The sequence below is a fragment of the Parvibaculum indicum genome (assembly GCF_011762095.1).
Taxonomy (GTDB): Bacteria; Pseudomonadota; Alphaproteobacteria; order Parvibaculales; family Parvibaculaceae; genus Parvibaculum; species Parvibaculum indicum.
Window position 1 is genome coordinate 52,876 of the sequence record NZ_JAASQO010000006.1, and the last position, 15,869, is coordinate 68,744.

The 15,869-nt window shown below is 62.5% G+C and carries 17 protein-coding genes; 9 read left to right on the forward strand and 8 right to left on the reverse strand.

What is annotated here, in order from left to right; all coding sequences use genetic code 11:
* Positions 1 to 15 precede the first annotated feature (15 nt).
* From FHS78_RS08930 to mtnC, 4 genes are all read left to right on the forward strand, one after another.
* Positions 16 to 2,535, forward strand: a complete 2,520-nt coding sequence (locus tag FHS78_RS08930; protein ID WP_167093350.1) for a plasma-membrane proton-efflux P-type ATPase — start codon at positions 16 to 18, stop codon at positions 2,533 to 2,535.
* An 80-nt stretch (positions 2,536 to 2,615) separates the two neighbouring features.
* Entirely contained in the window at positions 2,616 to 3,239 is a 624-nt protein-coding gene (gene mtnB, locus FHS78_RS08935; protein WP_167093352.1) for a methylthioribulose 1-phosphate dehydratase, read from the forward strand.
* The gene (locus FHS78_RS08940; protein WP_167093354.1) at positions 3,236 to 3,784 is read left to right on the forward strand and encodes a 1,2-dihydroxy-3-keto-5-methylthiopentene dioxygenase; all 549 of its coding nucleotides are present in this window, start codon (positions 3,236 to 3,238) and stop codon (positions 3,782 to 3,784) included. The genes mtnB and FHS78_RS08940 overlap by 4 nt, the downstream gene beginning before the upstream one ends.
* Positions 3,785 to 3,794: 10 nt before the next feature.
* Positions 3,795 to 4,511, forward strand: coding sequence for an acireductone synthase (mtnC, locus tag FHS78_RS08945; protein WP_167093356.1), 717 nt, complete (start codon positions 3,795 to 3,797; stop codon positions 4,509 to 4,511).
* On the opposite strand, the gene FHS78_RS08950 is transcribed toward mtnC, so the two are convergent.
* Positions 4,508 to 5,275 (reverse strand): hypothetical protein, encoded by a 768-nt coding sequence (locus FHS78_RS08950; protein ID WP_167093358.1) that lies wholly within the window; start codon positions 5,273 to 5,275, stop codon positions 4,508 to 4,510. The two genes, mtnC and FHS78_RS08950, sit on opposite strands and share 4 nt — an antisense overlap.
* Before the next feature lie 180 nt (positions 5,276 to 5,455).
* A complete protein-coding gene (locus FHS78_RS08955; protein WP_167093360.1) occupies positions 5,456 to 6,337 on the reverse strand; it encodes an MBL fold metallo-hydrolase in 882 nt (293 codons plus the stop codon).
* Between the two features lie 121 nt (positions 6,338 to 6,458).
* Between FHS78_RS08955 and FHS78_RS08960 the strand changes: the two genes are divergently transcribed.
* Complete coding sequence (locus FHS78_RS08960; RefSeq protein WP_167093362.1) at positions 6,459 to 6,683, forward strand: carbohydrate porin; 225 nt, start codon at positions 6,459 to 6,461, stop codon at positions 6,681 to 6,683.
* Positions 6,684 to 6,759: 76 nt separating this feature from the next.
* Here the strand turns inward: FHS78_RS08960 and FHS78_RS08965 are convergent, their stop codons facing one another.
* Positions 6,760 to 6,996, reverse strand: a complete 237-nt coding sequence (locus FHS78_RS08965; RefSeq protein ID WP_167093364.1) for a glycine zipper domain-containing protein — start codon at positions 6,994 to 6,996, stop codon at positions 6,760 to 6,762.
* Between the two features lie 184 nt (positions 6,997 to 7,180).
* On the reverse strand, positions 7,181 to 7,417 hold the full coding sequence (locus FHS78_RS08970) for a YMGG-like glycine zipper-containing protein (protein WP_167093366.1): 237 nt from the start codon (positions 7,415 to 7,417) through the stop codon (positions 7,181 to 7,183).
* A 187-nt stretch (positions 7,418 to 7,604) separates the two neighbouring features.
* Here FHS78_RS08970 and mtgA point away from each other — a divergent pair, with 187 nt between their 5' ends.
* Entirely contained in the window at positions 7,605 to 8,435 is an 831-nt protein-coding gene (gene mtgA, locus FHS78_RS08975; protein WP_246220418.1) for a monofunctional biosynthetic peptidoglycan transglycosylase, read from the forward strand.
* Here mtgA and FHS78_RS08980 read toward each other — a convergent pair.
* Both FHS78_RS08980 and FHS78_RS08985 read right to left on the reverse strand, forming a co-directional pair.
* Positions 8,392 to 8,871, reverse strand: a complete 480-nt coding sequence (locus FHS78_RS08980; RefSeq protein WP_167093368.1) for a hypothetical protein — start codon at positions 8,869 to 8,871, stop codon at positions 8,392 to 8,394. The genes mtgA and FHS78_RS08980 overlap by 44 nt on opposite strands.
* A complete protein-coding gene (locus tag FHS78_RS08985) occupies positions 8,872 to 10,452 on the reverse strand; it encodes a GMC oxidoreductase (protein ID WP_167093370.1) in 1,581 nt (526 codons plus the stop codon).
* 314 nt (positions 10,453 to 10,766) lie between these two features.
* Here FHS78_RS08985 and FHS78_RS08990 point away from each other — a divergent pair, with 314 nt between their 5' ends.
* On the forward strand, positions 10,767 to 12,194 hold the full coding sequence (locus FHS78_RS08990; protein WP_167093372.1) for an aldehyde dehydrogenase family protein: 1,428 nt from the start codon (positions 10,767 to 10,769) through the stop codon (positions 12,192 to 12,194).
* Between the two features lie 249 nt (positions 12,195 to 12,443).
* Here the strand turns inward: FHS78_RS08990 and FHS78_RS08995 are convergent, their stop codons facing one another.
* Positions 12,444 to 13,103, reverse strand: a complete 660-nt coding sequence (locus FHS78_RS08995; protein WP_167093373.1) for an SEC-C metal-binding domain-containing protein — start codon at positions 13,101 to 13,103, stop codon at positions 12,444 to 12,446.
* Here FHS78_RS08995 and FHS78_RS09000 point away from each other — a divergent pair.
* Both FHS78_RS09000 and FHS78_RS09005 read left to right on the forward strand, forming a co-directional pair.
* The gene (locus FHS78_RS09000; protein WP_167093375.1) at positions 13,093 to 13,443 is read left to right on the forward strand and encodes a hypothetical protein; all 351 of its coding nucleotides are present in this window, start codon (positions 13,093 to 13,095) and stop codon (positions 13,441 to 13,443) included. The two genes, FHS78_RS08995 and FHS78_RS09000, sit on opposite strands and share 11 nt — an antisense overlap.
* Before the next feature lie 187 nt (positions 13,444 to 13,630).
* The gene (locus FHS78_RS09005) at positions 13,631 to 14,386 is read left to right on the forward strand and encodes a DUF4365 domain-containing protein (RefSeq protein WP_167093377.1); all 756 of its coding nucleotides are present in this window, start codon (positions 13,631 to 13,633) and stop codon (positions 14,384 to 14,386) included.
* Between the two features lie 105 nt (positions 14,387 to 14,491).
* On the opposite strand, the gene FHS78_RS19655 is transcribed toward FHS78_RS09005, so the two are convergent.
* A complete protein-coding gene (locus tag FHS78_RS19655) occupies positions 14,492 to 15,823 on the reverse strand; it encodes an MFS transporter (RefSeq protein WP_167093379.1) in 1,332 nt (443 codons plus the stop codon).
* Positions 15,824 to 15,869 lie beyond the last annotated feature (46 nt).

Below are 15,869 nucleotides of genomic sequence, written 5' to 3' on the forward strand. Positions count from 1 at the left end.
AATGCGAGGTTTGTCATGCCGGACAGTTCGTCCCCGGCCGACGGGGCCGATACGGATACATCGCGGAAGACGCAGCCGGATGAAAACAGGCTCGACCCGGCGGCGGTCGAGGCGCTCCTCAAGGAAACCGGCGTGGACGCGGCGCAGGGGCTCTCCTCGGAGGACGCGGCGCAGCGGCTTGAGAAATTCGGCCGCAACGAACTGGCGGAAAAGCATCGAAGCCTGTTGTTACGCCTTTTCGGGTTCTTCTGGGGCCCCATTCCGTGGATGATCGAGATCGCGGCCATTCTGTCCGCCGCGCTCGGTCATTGGCCGGATCTGGCCATCATCCTCGTCATGCTCGCGGTCAACGCAGTGGTCGGCTTCTGGCAGGAATACAAGGCCGACAATGCGATCCAGCTTCTGAAGAAGCGTCTGGCGGCGCGCGCCCGCGTGCTGCGCGACGGCGGCTGGCGCGATATCGACGCGGCCGAACTCGTCCCCGGCGACATCGTCCGGGTGAAGATGGGCGCCATCGTGCCCGCCGATATGATCCTCGTGAAGGACGACTATCTGAGCGTGGACCAGTCGGCGCTGACGGGCGAGTCGCTGCCGGTCGATCGCGGCATGGGCGAGACGCTTTATTCCGGCTCCATCGCGCGGCTGGGCGAGGGAACCGGCGTCGTGACCGAAACGGGGCCGCGCAGCTTTTTCGGGCGCACGGCAAGCCTCGTTCAGAAGGCGAAGGGCGTCTCGCATTTCCAGCGCGCCGTCCTGCGGATCGGCAATTTCCTCATTCTCATCACGGCCGCGCTCGTCGCTTTCACCGTCATCATCGCGCTCTACCGGCACGACCCGCTGTTCGAGACGCTGCAATTCGCGCTGATCCTGACGGTCGCCTCCATTCCGGTGGCGCTGCCGGCCATTCTCTCGGTCACCATGGCGGTGGGCGCGGAAAAGCTCGCCGCGCTGCGCGCCATCGTTGCGCGCCTCGTCTCCATCGAGGAGATGGCGGGCATGGACGTCCTTTGTTCGGACAAAACGGGCACATTGACGAAGAACGAGCTGACGCTGGGCGAGGCGCAGCCGCTCGGCGGGGTCAGCGCCGAGGAGCTGATCGGGGCGGCGGCGCTCGCCTGCGATCCGGACGCGCCCGACGCCATCGACACCGCGATCCTCGCAGGCCTTGCCGACAAGGCCTCGCTTGCCGCCTTTCGGCGCGTCGCCTTTCATCCCTTCGATCCGGTTTCCAAGCGGGCGGAGGCCGAGCTTGAGAAGGACGGTCGGCGTCTCAGCGTCGCCAAGGGCGCGCCGCAGGTGATGCTCGATCTGTGCGGGGCCGCGCCGGAGGAGCGCATGCGCGTCGGCAGGATGGTGGACGAGGCGGCGGCGCATGGCCTGCGCATGATCGGCGTGGCCCGCGCGGGCGAAGACGGCGCGTGGCGTCTTCTCGGCCTGCTGCCGCTTTTCGATCCGCCGCGCGAGGACAGCGCCTCGACCATCGCCGAGATGCGCCGTCTCGGCATCGACATCAAGATGATCACGGGCGACCACGAGGCCATCGCGCGCGAGATCGCGGCCAAGCTCGATCTCGGGCAGAACATTCTCGTGGCGAGCGATGTCTTCGGCGACGACGGCGACGGCCGGACGGAAAAGGCCGTGCTCGAGGCGGACGGGTTCGCCCGCGTCTTTCCCCAGCACAAATTCGAGATCGTGGAAACGCTGCAGCGCCGCGGCCATATCGTCGGCATGACGGGCGACGGGGTGAACGATGCCCCGGCGCTCAAACAGGCGGATATGGGCGTCGCCGTCAGCGGCGCGACGGATGCCGCCCGCGCCGCCGCCGATCTCGTCCTCACCGCGCCGGGGCTTTCGGTCATCTCGCGCGCGGTGGAGGAAGCGCGCCGCATTTTCGAGCGCATGACGAGCTATGCGACCTATCGCATCGCGGAGACCATTCGCGTTCTCATCTTCATGACGGCGAGCATCGCGATCTTCAACTTCTATCCCGTCACCGCCGTGATGGTCGTGCTGCTGGCGCTCCTCAACGATCTTTCGATCATGATGATCGCCTATGACAATGCGCCTGTCGCGCCGCGCCCGGTACGCTGGGACATGACGCGCATCCGGGTCGTGGCCGGGGCGCTCGGCGTCTTCGGGGTCATTTCGAGTTTCACCGTCTTCCTGCTGGCGCGGGACTATCTGCAGTTGCCGGCGGAGACGGTGAAGACGGTGGTCTTCCTGAAGCTGCTGGTCGCGGGCCATATGACGATCTATCTCACCCGCAATGAAGGCTGGCTCTGGGACCGGCCCTGGCCAAGCTGGAAGCTTGTTGTGCCCGCCGAACTCACCCAGGTCGCCGGGACGCTCGCCGCCGTTTATGGCGTCTTCATGACGCCTATCGGCTGGCCGCTGGCGCTCATGGTCTGGGGCTTCGCGCTCGTCGCCTTCCTGCTGGCCGGCATGGTGAAAGTGGCGACCTATCGCCTTTTCAAACATGCCATGCGCACCAATCGCCGCCATCTGGAGCGGGTGGAGACGCATCTCTACCGCTAGCGGAGGCATGGCCCTTTCATCGGGCGCGAAATGAATTATGTTCCGCTGTGAACGACGCCCCAGCGGAGCATTGCCGAAGAATGGCCGAGACACCGTCCGATTTGAGTTTTGCCGACGCCGCCGACGGTGTGATTGCCATGGCGCATTATGCGGGCGCGCATGGTCTCGTGCCGGCCACCAGCGGCAATTTTTCCGTCCGCATGAATGCGACGCATGCCGCCGTCACCGCGACGGGCGCGAACAAGGCGGCGTTGACGCGCGGCGAGGTCATCGAGGCCGAAATCGACGGCGAAAGACATCCCCGCGCCTCCGCCGAGGGGCCGCTGCATCTGGTGCGCTACGCTCATGCGCCGGACATCGGCGCCATCTCGCATGTCCATTCGCTGGCGGGCACCGTGCTGTCGCGCCGTCACGAGGCGGAAGGCGTGTTGCGGCTGGAAGGCTGGGAACTGCTCAAGGCGTTTTCCGGCATCCGCACGCATGAAACCGTGCTCGACGTGCCCATCGTCGCGAACGATCAGGATACGGACCGCCTGGCCATGCTGGTCGAGCGGCGCTTGCGCGAAAGCACGCCCGCTTTCGGCTATCTCATCGCGGGGCACGGGCTTTATGTCTGGGGCGCGACATACAAGGATGTGCTGCGGCATATGGAGGCGTTCGAGTTTCTGCTCAACGCGCAGCTTATGGAGGAGGGACGGCCATGACCCGATTGACGGTTTATCCCGACACCGATCCGGCGACGGTTCTGCTCGACACGCAGGACGGCAACAGGATCGCCGACACGCTGACGGAGATCGGCGTGGTTTTCGAGCGCTGGGCGGCGCCCCATGCGCTCGGCGCCGACGCCGACCAGGAGGCGGTGCTCGCCGCCTATGACACGGAGGTGTCGAAGCTGATGGAGGAGGGCGGCTATCGGAGCGTCGATGTGGCGCGGGTAAAGCCCGACAATCCGCAAGCGGGCGAGCTGCGCAAGAAGTTCCTTGCCGAGCATACGCATGACGATGACGAGGTACGCTTCTTCGTGGACGGGGCGGGCGCCTTCTATTTGCGCAAGGGCGGCAAGGTCTATCGCGTGATCTGCGAGCGCAACGATCTCATCTCCGTGCCCGCGGGCACGACGCACTGGTTCGATACCGGCCCCGCGCCGGATTTCTGTGCGATCCGCATCTTCACCACGCCGGATGGCTGGGTCGGGCATTTCACCGGCGACGACATTGCGGAGCGGTTCCCCAAATTCGAAAACGCCTGACGGAGAGCGCATGACGCAGAAGGCCGTGAAAGCCGTCGTGACCGATATCGAAGGCACGACGACGCCCATCGAATTCGTGCATGAGGTGCTGTTTCCCTATGCGCGCGAACGGCTCGCGGCGTTTTGCGACGCGCATGGCGACGAGCCGGCGGTGGCGAAGGCGCTGGACGAAGCGCGCGAACTGGCGGGCGCGCCGGATCTCGACCTTGAGGCCACGGTCGCGCTTCTCCTGCAATGGATGGCGGAGGACCGGAAGGCCGGGCCGCTCAAGACCCTGCAGGGGCTCATCTGGCGCGAAGGCTATGAGGGCGGTGCGCTGAAGGGGCAGGTCTATGAGGATGTGCCCGGCGAGCTGCGCCGCTGGCGCGAGCGGGGCCTCAAGCTCTATGTCTATTCGTCGGGCTCGGTCTCCGCGCAGAAACTCATTTTCGGCTATTCCGACAAGGGCGATCTGACGCCGCTTTTCGACGGCTATTTCGACACGGCCATCGGCGCCAAGGTCGAAAGCGCGTCCTATGCACGCATCGCCGAGGAAACCGGCCTTGCGCCCGCCGACATTCTGTTCCTCTCCGACCATGCGGGCGAGATCGCCGCGGCGCGCGATGCCGGGCTCGACGCGGTGCGGCTCGACCGGGCGCTCGCGGCCGATGCCTGGGCCGAGGAAGAGGCGTCCGCCGTCGCCGGTTCCTTCCGCGGCGTGGAGGCGCGCCTGTCGCCGGGCCGCTAGCTCGCGCTGGCCGGTTTTTCCGGTGTGGGGTCTTCCTCCGGCGTGTCGCTGTCGGTCGGGCCGGTCGCCGGTGTCCCGGTGATTTCCTGTTCGCCCCCGGCGATGGCGTTTTGCAGCGCCGGGTCGTCCACTTCCTGCGCCGCTGTCGCCATTTGGCTTGCGAGTTCGGGTTGGGCGATGCCCAGCATGGCGATGGCGCGGCCGATCCCGGCGCCGAGCGCGGGCTTCACGCTTTCATATTGCGGGGTGACCGCCATGCGGGCCGCCACGCCCGTCGTGCGAACGGGGTCGTCGGAGCCTGCGATATAGTCCGACACCCTTTCGGCAATCGCCTCCTGATCCCCCGCATGCCGGTCGACGATTTCCGCGATGGCGGTCTCGTCCTGCCGTTTGCGGATTTCGGTGGCCGTGCGCCCCGCCGTTTCCAGCACGGCCCGGACTTCCTCGGTCAGCGGAAGGCCGATCCTTGCCGCTTTCATCGCGGCGATGATTTCGCGCGTCTTTTGCGGGGCGTTGGCGGCGGCGGTCAGCAGGGCCTGGAGCTCTCTGTCCAACTCTGCGGCCAGCGCGGTGCGCGCCGCCTCGGAGAGGCCGGGGTCCGCCGTTTGCCGGTTGTATTCGGCAATCAGGCCCGCGGCTTCCGGGTCGGGCGTGACCGGCGCGGCGGTTTGCATTTGCTGCGATAGGGCGGGCATGGGCGGCAAGACGGCGGCGGCGGAGGCCAGCAGGACCGTCAGGGCCAGAAATGGCAGCGTGTAGCGCATCGAGACATTCTCCCGCGAAACATGGTTAATCGCGGTGAGTATCCCGAAAAGGGACAGTCTTTGCCGTTGCAACTGAGTTCGTTCTGAAGCTAGCGCGCGGGGAATGCGCCCGTATCGACGGGGAAAGGGAGGGCGATGCTTCGCCCTCCCTCATGCGCCGTGGCGTTTGCCGTTTCCGCGTCAGGCCGGTTTTTTGACCGGCGTCCTGAAATAGACGGTGCCGTTATCGTCGGCGGGCGGCAGGTTCCCGCCGCGCATATTCACCTGAAGCGAGGCATAGAGCAGGCGCGGCGTGCCCAGCCCGGCATCCCGGTTCTGCCGTGTCGCGACGAACTCGTCTTCCGCCACGCCTTCACGAAGATGCACATTGGATGATTTTTCCTCCGCCACGGTGGTTTCCCAGCGATAGTCGGAGCGGCCTTCGGGCAGATAGTCGTGACACATGAAAAGCCGCGTCTCGTCGGGCAGGGCGAAGATCTTGCGCGTCGAGCGGTAGAGCTCATGCGCGTCGCCGCCGGGGAAGTCGGTGCGCGCCGTGCCGTAATCCGGCATGAAGAGCGTATCGCCGACAAAGGCGGCATCGCCGATCGCATAGGTCATGTCGGCCGCGGTGTGGCCGGGCGTGTGGATCGCTCGGGCCTCGATACCGCCGATGCTGAATGTATCGCCATCCGCGAAGAGGCGGTCATAGGGCTTGCCGTCGGGCGCAAGGTCGAGCGCGTTGAAGATCTTCCGCCAGTAGCTCTGGATGTCCTTCACGTGCTCGCCCACGGCCGATTGGCCGCCGAGCTTTTCGCGGATATAGGGCGTGGCGGTCAGGTGGTCGGCATGGATATGCGTGTCGAGCACCCATTCCACGGTCAGGTTCCGGCGACGCACCTCCTCGATCACCTTGTCCGCGGAGGCGGTGGAGAGCCGTCCGGAGGCCGGGTCGTAATCGAGCACACTGTCGATGATGGCCGCCTTGCCGCTCTCGGGATCGGCGACGATATAGGTGACGGTATTCGTCGCATCGTCGAAAAACGCTGAAACGTCGGGTTTTTTGAGCGGTTCCGGGGACATGGCGCGGCTCCTTTTCACCATTTTTCATCGGTATTTATATATTAGATAACTCTTATTTATCAAGGCCCCGCCGCATCTGAATTTCATGGCAAGTTGCTATGGATTTCGGGCCCCTCTAAAAATGAGGGCAGACCTGTTTCCGCCCGTAAGGGCGGGGGCGAGCGATCTTGGCGCGGGTTTTTCCGACGAGACGAATGCGGAACTTTATGCGCGTTACGACGCGGTCGAAAACCTGCACATCACGCCACTCGTTCAGTGGGCGAACAATCCCGGCTTCGACGATACGGGCTTGGCGGTCGACGAGTCGGTCGTGATCTTCGGCCTGCGTGTCGGCGTCGATATCTGATCGCGGCATCGCGCGAAAACGAAACGGGCCCGGCTGTGATGGCCGGGCCCGTTCGCATTTCAAGCGGTAAAAAGGGTCAGTCGCACTTGCCTTCGTCCTGGCAGCCCTTGTAGCCGCCCGCCGCGCCGCCGACCACGCCGCCGATGACCGCGCCGCCAACCGCCGAACCGCCGGTGATGGCGCCGATGGCCGCGCCGCCGGCCGCGCCGATTGCAGCGCCGGAGGCCATGCCGGCTTCCGTGGGGCTCATATTGGTGCAGGCGCCCAGACCCAGCATGGGCACCATGGCGAGAATAATGGCTGCTTTCTTCATCGTGATCTCCTGTCTGTGAACGGGAGTCGTCTGATCCCTGAAAACCGTCAAAGCATCGATGGGTCGCAGGTTTACGGAATATCGGGGCAAGAACGTGGCGGCAATCGGGTGAAAGCTGGGAAAAAACCGGCCCCGTCGCGGGACGGGGCCGGGCCGTTTTTCCGATGCGAAGGGCGGGCGGCGATTACTCGCAATCGCCTTCTTCCTTGCAGCCCTTATAGGCGCCACCCGCGGCGCCGACAGCGCCGCCGATAGCCGCGCCGGTGGCCGGGTCGCCGCCGGTGATCGCGCCGGCCGCCGCGCCGACGCCTGCGCCGATGGCACCGCCGGACACGGCGCCCTGGCCGGTCTTGTCCATGTTCGTGCAGGCGCCCAAACCCATCGCCGAGGCCATCATCAGAACGATTGCTGTCTTCTTCATGCTTCACCTCCTGTCATGCGCGGGTTCCGACGCATCTCGGTTCGTGTGCTGCAGAAGTCGAACCCTGACCTGGAGTCCTGAAAGCCAAGCTGGGCGAGAAAGTGACGCCAATCGGGAATTTTTTTGCCATATTCCTCCCGCATGTAACGATGGTTTTTCAGGGTTCCCGGCGGAGCGGGCAAACGGGTTGGCGAAGCGCAAACGTAAAAGAGGCAAGCAGCACGGCGTATTCGTGCAGCGTCGCAAGGCGGCGCAGCGCCGGCGTCGGCAGATGGCGGAGCGCTCGCCGTTTTTCCTGTGGCTGGCGCGCATTGCGCTTGCGATCTTCTGCGTGCCCGCGCTCGTCCTTGCCGTCTATGCGTTTGCGCCGCCGCCGGCGACGCCGCTCATGGTCATCCGGCTCATCGAAGGCTACGGGCTCCGCAAGGACTGGGTGCCGCTCGAAAAAATTTCGCCTTCCCTGCAGCGCGCGGTGATCGCCTCGGAGGATGCGAAGTTCTGCGGTCACACGGGCTTCGACTGGCAGGCGGTGAACAAGGCCATCGACCGCTATCAGAGCGGGCGCGGGCATATTCTCGGCGCCTCCACCATCAGCATGCAGACGTCCAAGAACCTGTTCTTCTGGCCGGGGCGCACCTTCCTGCGCAAGGGTGGGGAGGCCTTTGCGACGGTCTGGCTGGAAACGATCCTGTCCAAGCGCCGCATTCTGGAGCTTTATCTGAATATCGTGGAATGGGGGCCGGGTATTTACGGCGCGGAGGCGGCGGCGCAGCACTGGTTCGGCGTCCATGCCGCCGATCTCGGCCCGCGTCAGGCCGCGCTGCTGGCGGCGAGCCTGCCCGATCCGCTGGGCCGCGATCCGGCCAGCCCGTCCGCCTATATGCGTTCGCGCGCGGGCACGATCCTCGTCCGGATGGGGGGCGTGCCGGCGGGCGAGCGGCTATGTCAGGGGCAGCCGCCGATCCGGGAGGACGTTACCCATGGGGGGCTGCGGCTGCGCCTTCCGCCCCGTCTCTAGCCCCGTCTCTGGCCCCTTCTCCGGCGTCGTCTTCCGTCATCAGCGCGGCGAGCGCGCACAGCTCCACGCAACTGCGCGACAGCGCCCAATTGTCCACCAGCACCATGTCGTCATTGGCGAAATCGGCGCGGACGATCCTTGCCATGGCGGCGCGGGCCTCGCCGGGCGCGGCGTCGGGCGACCAGCCCTCGGCGCGCAGCTTTTTCGCGATGCGGCGGCTCAGCGCCGCGACATTGGAGTGCCCGCCGCCTTCTTCCATCCAGCGGCGGCCGATGAGGGCGATGGCGTCGCGGTCGGCCATGAGGTCGGTGAGGCTGTTTTCGAGCCCGATCTGTTCCGGCTCCGACATGGAGACGGCGAGCGGGATGGCGCTCGCCGCCACCGCGGCGCCGGCAAGGATCAGGACGTTTCTGCGGGAAAGATTTGCGTCGGCCATTCAGAGCGTCTCCCCCGGCATGCCGTTTGCGAAGCGTGTTTTCAGATGGTCGGCCATGCGCACCGCCAGCGCCACCAGCGTCAGCGTGGGATTGACCGTGCCGGTGGTCGGATAGACCGAGGAGCCGGCGATATAGAGGTTCGAGATCCCGTGCACCCGGCAATCGGCGTCGCAGACGCCCTGTCTGGCGTCGGCTGCCATGCGGGTGGAGCCCATATGGTGGTTGCCCCAGCCCTCGGCCTCGGTCCATTCCTCGCGTTCGGGAAAGAGGATGCGGATGCGCCCCTCGCCCCAGCCGCCCCAGGCGCGGGCGAGCGCGCGGACGTTCTGGTGCAGGCTCGTCGCATCCGAGCCCTGGAGCCGCCAGGTGAGTTTGGTGCGGTTGAGGCCGAGCGCGTCCTTCTCCTCCGACAGCGTGATGCGGCTGTCCGGATTGGGCTGCTGCTCGCTGGCGCAGCCGATGCCGAAGCGCCAGCCCAGCGTGTCGTTTTTCGCCGGCAGCGCGGTCGAGCTGCGGATCGCCTGCAGGATGCCCGCATCGAGTTCATGGGCCGCCCGCTTTTCCGCCGTCTTGTCCGGATCGGCGTCGCCGTCTTTCGGGGGCGTGTATGCCGTCTTCACTTCCTCGCGCGGATAGAAGGTCATCACCGTGCCGAGGCGGCCGGTGCGTTCCAGATATTGCGGCGAGAACATGAAACAGCCGCGCATCACCGCTTTTTCCACCGGCGTATAGGTGCGGTAGAAGGCGGGTACCAGCTTCTCGTCGGTAATCAGAATGTCCGCCGGATAGGGGATATGCGGGTGCTCCATGAAATAGCGGCCCACCATGTCGTTCTGGTTGCCGAGCCCCGCTGTCGCGACGCTGTTCGACAGGAGCAGCATGCGCGCATTCTCGATGCCGCCGGTCGCGAGCACGACCGTTTTCGGCTTCACGGTAAAGCTATTGCCCTGAAGCGTCGCCACGCGCAGGCGGTCCACTTCCGCCGCGTTTTCCGTCGGCACGATCTCCAGCACGTTGGAATGGAGATAGCAGGAGACGTTCTCCGCCTTTTCGATGTCGGGGCGGTAGACCTCGCCGAAGCGGGTGGGGGGCGAATAGATGAAGAAGCGCGTCATCACCTCGTCGCCCGCCAGCGGCAGCGGTTCCACCGGTGTGTCGGTCGGCCAGCCCTGCGGGTCGTCGAAATTGGTGGAATGGAGCTGGCAGATTTCGGCGGCGCGCGGGTAATAGGGGTCGAGATCGTCGCGCGTGATGGGCCAGCCGGAATGGGGCACCCAGTCGCGCTTTTCGAAATCCTGCCTTTCGAGCGGGCGGCACCAGCCGCCCCAATGGTTCGTGCTGCCGCCGAAATAGCGCAGGCGGGAGCCGTCCAGCGTGTAGTCCACGCCGCCGATCTCGCCTTCGTAAAGCGCCTGGGTGTCGGCGTCGAACTCGAAGCCGCCGGATTCGATCAGCGCGACCCGCACCCCCGTGCTCGCGAATTCGCGCGCAATGGTAATGCCCGCCGCCCCGCCGCCGATGATGGCGAGGTCGGTCTCGATTTCGGTTCCGTCGGGAACCTGGCGTCCGTCGACAAACATGTCTTTCAATCGTCCGGTTGGTGGCCCTTGTCGTCAGGGCCTACATGAACGGCCAGTCTGCGGTTTTTTTGCGGCGGCAAACGGGAAATTTTGCGCGTCCCGCCCGGTCGCCCCGCGCCGGATGGCGTTTTTTGCCTGCTTTTTGCACTGGACCGCGCCCGATGCGCATGCCAGTTTTCCTGACAATAAAAATCCCCTCGCATGGGTGCCGAAAAACGGAGCGTCACCGGGCGATTTTCGCCTTTCTTTCGGTCCGATCCAGCATAAAAACAGGCGCCCTGCCCGCGAGGACCGGCTTCAAACGGAGGACTGTCATGAAAGAATGCCTGAAGTTTTACATCAATGGCGAGTGGGTAGACCCGGCCGAGCCCAAGACGCTCGACGTGATCAACCCCGCCACGGAAGAGCCCTGCGCCAAGATCAGCATTGGCGCCAAGGCCGATGTGGACAAGGCGGTGGCCGCGGCGAAGAAGGCTTTCGAGACCTTCTCGCAGACCAGCGTCGAGGACCGCGTCGCGCTTCTGTCGAAGATCCTTGAGGTCTATCAGAGCCGCTATGGCGACATCGCCGAGGCGATCACCATGGAAATGGGCGCGCCGGCCAAGCTCTCGCAGATGGCGCAGGCCGCCATGGGCGTGGCGCATCTGGGCACCATGATCGAGATTCTGAAGGGCTATGAGTTCGAAGAGAAGCGCGGCACGACCACGCTTCGCAAGGAGCCCATCGGCGTGTGCGGTTTCATCACGCCGTGGAACTGGCCGATGAACCAGATCATGTGCAAGGTCGCCCCGGCCATCGCCGCGGGCTGCACCGTCGTGCTGAAGCCGTCCGAGGAAGCGCCGCTCGACGCCTACATCTTCGCCGAGATCATGGACGCGGCGGGCGTGCCCAAGGGCGTGTTCAACCTCGTCAATGGCGACGGCCCCGGCGTGGGCACGGCCCTTTCCAGCCATCCGGATGTGGACATGGTGTCCTTCACCGGCTCCACCCGCGCGGGCATCCTCGTTGCGAAGGCCGCCGCCGACACGGTGAAGCGCGTCGCGCAGGAGCTGGGCGGCAAGTCGCCGAACATCGTTCTCGACGATGCCGACCTTGAAAAGGCGGTTGCCGGCGGCGTCATGGGCGTCATGCAGAATTCCGGTCAGTCCTGCAATGCGCCGACGCGCATGCTGGTGCCCGCGGGCAAGCATGACGAAGCGCTCAAGATCGCCAAGGCGACGGCGGAAAGCGTGAAGGTCGGCGACCCGAACGCCGAAGGCACGACGATGGGTCCGGTGGTGAACGAGGTTCAGTTCAACAAGATCCAGGATCTCATCCAGAAGGGCATCGACGAAGGCGCGACGCTCGTCACCGGCGGCACGGGCCGTCCGGACGGCCTCAACAAGGGCTTCTATGTCCGCCCGACGATCTTCGGCAATGTCACCAACGACATGACCGTCGCGCGCGAGGAAATCTTCGGCCCGGTACTGGCGATCATGCCGTATGAGTCCGAGGAAGAAGCCATCCGCATCGGCAACGACACGGTCTATGGCCTGTCGGGCTATGTGCAGGGCGAACTGGCGCATGCCAACAAGGTCGCCGCGCAGATCCGCGCCGGTCAGATTCATGTGAACGGTGCCGGTCCGGACCTCCACGCGCCCTTCGGCGGCTACAAGCAGTCCGGCAACGGTCGCGAATGGGGCGAGCTGGGCTTCGAGGAATTCCTCGAAACCAAGGCCGTCCTCGGCGCCAACGCCGCGTAATCAGCTTCCCGGATTATTCCGGGTGCGATAAAGCCGGTGCGGGAAACCGCACCGGCTTTTTTATTGCGCTCTTTTCGCGAGGCTCTTCCCGCCCGCCCAAAACAACCCGTCATCCCGGAACCCCGGTTTCCACTGGCGCAGGCAAGTCCGGCATGACGGCTTCAAAGCCTGCGAAAATCACCGCCCCCCAAACAAAGCTGTCATCCCGGCGAAAGCCGGGAAAATTCGAGTGACCGAAATACGTTGGCGTTAACCGTATAGATTGATTAAAGGAGCGCAGCACTTCTTAAACTTTTTTCCGCTGCAGCAGAAGCACCTATCGTTCACTTTTGTTTTTCTTGCTAGATCAACTAGAACCATTGCCCAAGTGTTCATTACATCACTAGTGTAGGGGTAAAGTTCTTTTTGAGTGTAGTGAATTTGATTTCCGATGGAATGTTCTTCGATGAATTTATGATATCGGTCAGTGGCGTGGATCCACTCAGCCACACTGCTAATTTCATCTAAGCTTCGCTTAACATTCGGAAGTCTTTTGTTCTCGTTGTAGTCATAAATTCGGTCGGGGTCGGGAAGGAAAAGAATTTTCTCCTCACCATTTGTGTGCGGAGTAATATCAATTTTCGTTTTGTCTTTTTCCCAAACAGCGTGATGTTCGGCCTCAACGAAGACGCGCTTCCACTCCCAGATAGCCCATCCGTAGACAATGGCACCACCTTCGCGTTGAACTTTTTCTCCAACGTTTGCAAAGCACTCTCCAACGCGAGCATTCTGGTCGGGATAGGTCGGTACCCAGACAGGTGTATATGCAGGGTTGATCTCGTGGCAAAGCGCAAGAACATCTGCTGAAATTATTTGTGGTGTGGTCGTAAAGTTCTTCTTGAATATGCTTGGATCAACAGTGGGCATCATTGTGGTTCCTTTTGCTTCAAACTTAGTGATCTTTGCCTTTTTGAAGTACTACCACGACCCGCCACCCTCTCTCTTGGGCAGCGTGTTTCGCGCGCTCTATCGCTTCCGTCAACCGCATGTCGAATGGGCCACTGCCGCCCCAATCCGCTTCATTGCTGAGGAAGAAGTAGCCTTTATCTATCGAGTTGGGGTCATTTTGGTGCGCATGTACAACTACGTGTGGTTCAGAGGGCATTTTTTTAGGCCCCTAAATAATATCCTTCATATGGAAGCCTCTCTTGCTTCAAGCGAGCTTTCGAAGTTGAGCGCTGCCTCCATGCAATTCTCCCAAAAGAGTTGACTTGTAGATTCTTGTCTAAGTGCGGAGTAGAAGGCAAGTTACTTGTGAAAGCATGAATACAGCCAAATTGTTTGACGGTATTTGGCTTTTGATTTGACCTTCTTTGTTGAGTTTGAAACGTACCTACTAAGGGAAATATGCTTGTAGGGGATTTACCCATTTTGGAATCCCAATGTTTGGAGGGCGCATGAAGTTCGCACCGAGTCAAAAAATAGGTAGGCAGGGTCAGCGTTTCGTCGAGTCATTTGTTGAAGAGAAGCTTGGGTTTATATATCGACCCGTCGATGAGGTTGATATTGGCGTCGATGGTGAAATAGAGATACTTGACGCAGAACGTATGTCGACGGGAGGGCTCCTAAAGGTCCAGGTGAAGACGTCTAAAGAGAGTAATACTGGAAATAAGATTGGGGTTTATTTTGATGAAAAGCATATGGATTATTACTCTTCATTGGTTGTTCCGCCTATACTTGTAGTTGTTAGTCTTGCCGATGAAGACTTGTGGTGGGTGCCGATTCTGGGGAAAAATGTATACCGTAAGGCAAAAAAGAATTTTTACATTTCTTTAGATGCAGAAGAAGATAGGATGACCAAATCAAGTGCCCGCCTAATTCGCATGATTGGTGAGCAGTCTAACGGTATCATCGCGAAATACATCATTGAAGAAATAGAACAACAATTGTCGGATATAAATGTTCAGGAGGAGAGTGGTGATTTTGACCGCATTTCATTATCTTTCTGGGCCGACACTTTGCTTTTGGCAGAGAAAAATATGAGGGATGCTGCTTGTCTGCTTCGGTATGAGCGCAGGTGTTCTCATGAAATTGATTCTATAATGAGGCGATATGAGGACATTGCTTTGGGTATTGATTCAAGGAAGCGATGGTTTTTCGAAAATGGATGTGAGGATCTATTAGAGGGCCGAGAGGGTTGGATTCCTAACTAGGGTAGAGTGTTTGATTGCTTTCCAATTTTGGGGCTTCTTCTCATTTGTCGCATGCGTCGCAACCTTCCCATGGATGCCGGATCAAGTCCGGCATGACGCGATTGCCTAACCCCGCATCCCCCGCTTCCGCGGCTCGTCCACCAGAAACAGCATCGTCGCCGCCGAGCCCGCCAGCACGGCGATTGCCAGCCAGAACAGCGCCTCGAACGAAGCGCCATGCGCGATGAGGCCGCCGAAGAGCGGGCCCATCGCCATCATCACCGAGGTGCAGGTGTTCAAGACCGCGATACGCATGGGCAGGTCTTCGCGCGCGCCGAATTCCACGATGATGTTCATGTTGGAATTCATGAAGCCGCCCTGTCCGGCGCCGAGCCCTGCGAAGACCGCCGCCACCGTCCACATCGTGTCCACCTGCATCAGCGCGAAGATCGAAACCGCCCAGGTGCCGATCGCCATGATGAAGACGAGCCGGTTGCCGAAGCGGTCGGCGATCGTGCCCCAGGCGAGATTGGTTGTCGTCTGCGCGATCAGAAAGGCCGTGGACAGAATACCGAGCGTCGTGCCCGACAGGCCGATCCGCTGGCCCGCATAAATGATGTAGAAGGGCACCGCCATGGTGGCGAGCGCGGCGAGCGCCGCGGCCAGATAGTAAAAGCCGAGGCTGCGGTCTTCGGCCAGCATGGCCGGGATCTGGCGCAGGCGCTGGCCGAGTTTCGCGCGCGGGCGGATGACGGGCGGCACGGGCTCCTTCACGATGAGGAGCATCATCAGCCCCGTCGCGGTGAGGACGAAGCCCAGCAGGAAGGTCGTCGCATAGCCATTGCCGAACATGTCCTGTCCGACGAAATATCTGCCGCCGAGATAGGAGACGCCCGCCGCCGTCAGCCCGGCGCTGAAATTGCGGAAGCCGGTGAGCCGCCCGCGCAGGCGCAGCGGAATGACTTTCGCCATCAGCGTGTTGAAGATCACCGCCTGCATGCCGTTGAAAAGGCCGAACAGGCACAGCATCGCAATGGCGGTGGCGAGCGCCCAGTGCGTCGGCATGAAAAAGCCCGACAGCGCCAGTCCCAGCACGCCGAGGCGCATGCCTGCGCCGACGATGAAGCCGATGGGCAGCACGCGCTCGCGATGTTCGATCAGCGTGGCGCCGAAGGTGGCGGAGACCGCTGCGCCCAGCCATTGCGCGGCGAGTGCGAGGCCCACCACGAATTCGGACCCGGACAGCAAAAAGATATAGGAGGGGATGAAGGTCGGCGCGTTGATGAGGCGGAAGCCCGTCTGGCCGAGCAGGCCATGCGCCAGATTGGCCGCGTAGTTGCGCGGCAGGTTCTTTTCTATTTCCGCTTCATATGCGGTTTCGGCGTCCGCCTTGCGGGCGGCTTCGGCGGCCTCGGCGGCTTTGGCATCGTCGCGGCTTTCAACTGACTTACTGTCCACGCGCCCCTCGTTTCCACGCGCCACCGATGTTGTTTTCGTTGCGTGA